Annotated in this window: 7 protein-coding genes; 5 read left to right on the top strand and 2 right to left on the bottom strand. The window is 69.5% G+C overall.

The window, feature by feature from the left end; translation table 11 throughout:
- From FKP22_RS32515 to FKP22_RS34285, 3 genes are all read left to right on the top strand, one after another.
- The coding region (locus FKP22_RS32515; RefSeq protein ID WP_211361530.1) for a hypothetical protein at positions 1-270 on the top strand (270 nt) is incomplete at its 5' end.
- A gap of 44 nt (positions 271-314) precedes the next feature.
- Entirely contained in the window at positions 315-614 is a 300-nt protein-coding gene (locus FKP22_RS22795; RefSeq protein WP_141289968.1) for a hypothetical protein, read from the top strand.
- Between the two features lie 30 nt (positions 615-644).
- On the top strand, positions 645-773 hold the full coding sequence (locus FKP22_RS34285; RefSeq protein WP_259372459.1) for a hypothetical protein: 129 nt from the start codon (positions 645-647) through the stop codon (positions 771-773).
- 64 nt (positions 774-837) lie between these two features.
- Here FKP22_RS34285 and FKP22_RS22790 read toward each other — a convergent pair whose 3' ends face one another.
- Both FKP22_RS22790 and FKP22_RS22785 read right to left on the bottom strand, forming a co-directional pair.
- A complete protein-coding gene (locus tag FKP22_RS22790; protein WP_170201025.1) occupies positions 838-1,482 on the bottom strand; it encodes an HAD family hydrolase in 645 nt (214 codons plus the stop codon).
- A gap of 52 nt (positions 1,483-1,534) precedes the next feature.
- Entirely contained in the window at positions 1,535-2,449 is a 915-nt protein-coding gene (locus tag FKP22_RS22785) for a dienelactone hydrolase family protein (protein ID WP_141289966.1), read from the bottom strand.
- Positions 2,450-2,565: 116 nt separating this feature from the next.
- Here FKP22_RS22785 and FKP22_RS22780 point away from each other — a divergent pair, with 116 nt between their 5' ends.
- Positions 2,566-2,835, top strand: a complete 270-nt coding sequence (locus tag FKP22_RS22780; RefSeq protein WP_141289965.1) for a MoaD/ThiS family protein — start codon at positions 2,566-2,568, stop codon at positions 2,833-2,835.
- Between the two features lie 37 nt (positions 2,836-2,872).
- Complete coding sequence (locus tag FKP22_RS22775; RefSeq protein WP_141289964.1) at positions 2,873-3,937, top strand: WD40/YVTN/BNR-like repeat-containing protein; 1,065 nt, start codon at positions 2,873-2,875, stop codon at positions 3,935-3,937.
- Positions 3,938-4,175: the final 238 nt, after the last annotated feature.

The raw sequence follows: 4,175 nt of genomic DNA, 5'->3' as shown, positions 1-4,175 counted from the left end.
CTGCTGGAGATCCAGGCCGAAAGCGCCCGCAACCCGGCCGTGGCCGAACTGGTGAAAGCGGCCGACCTGAAGTTGCACGCACGCGCGGTGGCCACCATGCGCAGCCAGCAGCCTGCGCTCAGCCAAGCCCAGGCCGCGCTGCGGGTGGAGATCGTCGCCTCGCTGGCTGAAGGTCGGCTGTTCCGGGAAGGCATCGGCCCGGCACTGGATCGGCAGCAACTGGTGCCGCTGCTGCGCCGGGTGGTGGACCTGCTGTTCCTGCCGGATTGAGCCCTCCCGGCCCGCGCCGCCTCGGCTCGCTTACAGTCGGCCCCATGCGCAAGCATTTCGCGATCTTCGCCTTGCTGCTGGGCTGCCTGTTCATGGCCCAGTCCAGCATGGCCGTGGCCGCGGTCTACCGTGGCTGTTGCCTGGAAGATTGCAAGGGCGCGGGCCACTGCGTCGACATGGGCTGCCAGACCTGCCAGGTCCCGGCCGCGCTGCCCACTCCGGCGACCGCGCCGTTGCGTGCTGCCACTGCTGCGCGCGCCGCGCCTGCAAACTTGGCGCCTTCGCCCGAAGGCATGATCCGCGACGTTTGGCGTCCACCGAATCTGAAGACTCTGCTCATCTGAACAAAGTTTTCAACATCAAGGATGCAAACCATGAAATCCCGTTTCCTCAAGCTCTCGGCCGCCATTGCGCTGGCCACCCTGTCCACCGTCGCCCTCGCAGCCAACGCCTGCTGCGGCGACCTGGCCTGCTGCCTGCAGCACCTGGTCTGCTGCCTCTGACGCAGCCCCCTGAGCACTGAGCGGGCCTGAAGCGCCCGCGGCCGGCGGCGCAAGCCGCCGGCCATCAAAGCAGCCCGGCCAACAGCCTGGCGAGGTCGTGCGGCGGCGCCACCAGGGCACCAGCGCCAAAGCTCATGTCGGGTCGACTGGCCTCGGGCCAGCCGATCACCGTCATGCCGGCAGCCAGGCCCGCAGTTGCGCCGGCCTGGCTGTCTTCCACCACCAGGCATTGGGCGGGCGTGAGGCTCAGCAGCCAGGCCGCGCGCAGGTAGGGCTCGGGCTGTGGCTTGCCTTCGCGCACGTCGTTGCGCGAAACGGTGATCAGGTCCGGCCGAGTCAGGCCGAGCACCTTCAGGCTGGCGTCCAGCAGCATGCGGTCGGAGTTGGTGACCACCGCAAAAGCGCAACCGGCCTCGGCCACCGCGGCCAGCGCCTGCTGCGCGCCGGGCCGCCAATGCAGCTCGCCAATGCGGTCCAGGAAAGCGCGGTACTTGGCCGTGGCGAGTTCAGCGTAGCTCAGCGGCAAACCAGCCTCTGCCACCAAGTGCTCATAGACCGCGCGCAGCGACTGGCCGGTCATCGCGGCGTCGAAGCCGGCCGGCTTGGCCAAGCCCAGGCCGTCCAGCACGTCGGACAGCGCGCGGTGGTGTGTGCCTTCGCTGTCGACCAGGGTGCCATCCATGTCGAAAAGAACTGCCTCAATCTTCATCACAAACTGCATCCAGGTCGTTGCACCATCGCCAACATCGGTCTCGGCAGGTTCAGCGCAACGTGCGGTTGAACAACGCCAGCGCCCTGCCCCAGGCCTGCTGCGCGGCGGCGGCGTCGAAGCGCGGCGTGGTGTCGTTGTTGAAGCCGTGCTGGGTGCCGGCGTACTTGAAGGCTTCGTACTTCACGCCCGCCGTCTTCAGGCCGGCCTCGTAGGCCGGCCAGGCGGCGTTGATGCGTTCGTCGTTGTCGGCGTAGGCCAGCACCAGTTCGGCCTTGATGCGGCCAACTTCCTCGGCCGGCGGCGGCGCGCCGTAGAAAGGTGCACCGGCCCGCAGTTCGGGCACGCGAGCTGCGAGGAAGTTGACCATGCCGCCGCCGTAGCAGAAGCCGATGGCGCCGAGCTTGCCGTTGTTGCCCGGCAGCGTGCGGGCATAGGCTGCAGCGGCCAGGAAGTCCTCGCGGGTCTTGGCCTGGTCCAGCTTGCCGAACAGGTCGCGCGCCTTGTCTTCATCGCCGGGGTAGCCGCCCAGCGTGAACAGTGCGTCCGGCGCGATGGCGATGAAGTTCTCCAATGCCAGCCGGCGCGCGATGTCCTCGATGTGCGGGTTCAGCCCGCGGTTCTCGTGCACGACCAACACGACCGGCAGCGGCCCGCTGGCCTGCGCCGGCCGGGCCACGTAGGCGCGCACCTTGCCGTAGCCGGCGGGCGACGCGAACTCGACCGATTCGGTCTTGATCCGTGCGTCCGTGGGCGGAACCTTCTGCGCCCGCGCAAAGTCCGGGCTCAAGGCGGCCAGCAGGCCGAGCGAGGTGGTGCCGGCAGCCGTGGCAAAGCGGGTGGCCCGGTCCAGGAAGCCCCGCCGGTCAATGTCGCCGTGCACGTACTGATCGAACAGGCACCACAGCTCGGGATCGATCTCCAGCGTGGTGACGGTGGGGCTGACGCGCGCAGCGGACTGAGTCATGGCAGGACCTTGGGTTGAGGAAAAGGTGCGTGCCTTGTACACCGACGGCAAAGTCGCTCGCGGCGCCAAGGGCATCTCCTGGCGCCAGAGCGGCGTGCTTGCGGCATCATTTCGCCGTGGCCCACATCGCCTTCACCTCGCAACTGCAGCGTTTCACTGAAACGCCGGAGTTCGACACGCCCGCGGCCACGCTGGGCGAGGCGCTGGCGGCCGCTTTCGAGCGCAACGCCCGACTGCGCCCGTACATCCTGGACGAGCAGGGCCACTTGCGCCAGCATGTGGTGATCTTCATCGAGGACCGGCGGGCGCAGGACCGCATTGGCTTGAGCGACCCGCTGGCCCCGGCCGACCGGGTCTACGTGTTGCAAGCCCTGACGGGCGGTTGACCGGCGGCGCTGGCCCGCCTCGCAAGGAGCACAAGACATGGATGATCGTGCCTGGGTGGCCACCCGCAAAGGCTTGTTCGAACTCCGGCTTCGGGCAGGTGCCTGGGCGGTGGAGCGCGCCAGCTTCGTTGGCGACCCGGTGAGCAACGTGTTGCCGCCGGACGCCTCGGGCCACATGCTGGCCGCCCTGCACCTGGGCCACTTCGGCGTCAAGCTGCACCGCTCGGATGACGCAGGCGCGAGCTGGCACGAAGTGGACGCGCCCAGCCTGCCGGCCCAACCCAGCGACGCCGAGGGCCCGCCGTGGAAGGTGACGATGGTCTGGTCGCTCGAACGGGCTGGCGCATCCATCTTCGCCGGCACCCTGCCCGGCGCTCTTTTCCGCTCCGGCGATGGCGGCGCCAGCTGGCAGCTGGAGCAGGCCTTGTGGCAGCGCCCCGAGCGCCCATCCTGGACCGGCGGCGGCTATGACCAGCCCGGCATCCATTCGATCTGCCCGCAGCCCGGCGGCACGCTGCTGGTGGGCGTGAGTTGCGCCGGCGCGTGGCTCACGCAGGACGACGGTGCCTCCTGGCGCCAGGCGGCCCACGGCATGCGCGCGGACTTCATGCCGCCGGACCAGGCTTTCAACCCCGAGGTGCAGGACCCGCACGCCATCGTGCGCTGCGCGGCCGCGCCGGACGTGCTCTGGTGCCAGCACCACAACGGCATCTTCCGCTCGACCAACGGCGGCACGCAGTGGACCGAAATCACCGCGCCGCTGTCGGTGTTCGGCTTCGCCGTGGCGGCGCACCCGCTGGACCCGCAGACCGCCTGGTTCGTCCCTGCCGTGAAGGACCAGTGCCGCGTGCCGGTGAACGGCGCGCTGGTGGTCAACCGCACCCGCGACGGTGGTGCCAGCTTCGAGACGCTGCGCGCCGGCCTGCCGCAGCAGGACTGCTACGACCTGATGTACCGGCACGGCCTGGCGGTGGACAGCCGCGGCCAGGGCCTGCTGATGGGCAGCACCACCGGCGGCCTGTGGGCCAGCCACGACAGCGGCGACCAATGGGCGGCCCTGCCGGCCCGGCTGCCACCGGTCTACGCAGTGCGCTTCGGCTGAGCGCTGGAGCGTCTTTCGCCGGTGTCCGGGACGACACCCTCTCAGCGTTTCGGAGATCGACAGTGGATGGCGCAGTCCAGTCTATGCGCGCCGCAGCAACTGCTCGATCACCTGTTCCAGCCCGAGCAAGCCGCGCCGCGGCGTGCGCTCGAACGTCAGCCAGCCGGCATTGAAACCATCCAGCATCTGCATGCGTGGCAGCGGGTGCTGCATGCCCTGCGCGCGGAAGCGGGCCTCC

The sequence above is a fragment of the Ideonella azotifigens genome (assembly GCF_006519715.1).
Lineage (GTDB): Bacteria > Pseudomonadota > Gammaproteobacteria > Burkholderiales > Burkholderiaceae_C > Ideonella > Ideonella azotifigens.
The sequence above is the reverse complement of the archived record's forward strand: the minus strand, read 5'-3'. Positions and strand labels throughout refer to the sequence as shown.